The organism is Psychrobacter sp. Rd 27.2, from assembly GCF_001921755.1.
GTDB lineage: Bacteria > Pseudomonadota > Gammaproteobacteria > Pseudomonadales > Moraxellaceae > Psychrobacter > Psychrobacter celer.
Genome location: NZ_MRYB01000159.1, coordinates 1 through 323, shown reverse-complemented (window position 1 = coordinate 323; position 323 = coordinate 1). Strand labels below are relative to the sequence as shown.

Here is a 323-nt window from a genome sequence, read left to right as displayed (position 1 = left end):
AGCTTTGTCTGATCTTTGCTCAAATCGTCTACGCCACTGCCCAGATTCCACCAAACCAATCAATATAGAATTGACTCTGATATTTTCTGTGACAAGCTCATTAGCTAAGTTTTTACTTAGGTTCAACAATCCTGCTCTTGCTACCGAGGTTGCTACCATATAGGTTTCTGGTTTTAGTCCAAGCAATGAGTTCACATTGGTAATAGAGGCAATATCAGATTTTTTAAGATATGGTAGAGTCGCATTGACCATATTGACAACGCTAAAAACTTTTAACTTTAGCTCATCAACCCAATCTTGCTCCTTGGTCTCAAAGAAGCCAG

General features: G+C 39.0%; 1 protein-coding gene. It reads right to left on the bottom strand.

What is annotated here, in order from left to right:
* The coding region (locus tag BTV99_RS13030) for an SDR family NAD(P)-dependent oxidoreductase (RefSeq protein WP_143507233.1) at positions 1-323 on the bottom strand (323 nt) is incomplete at both ends.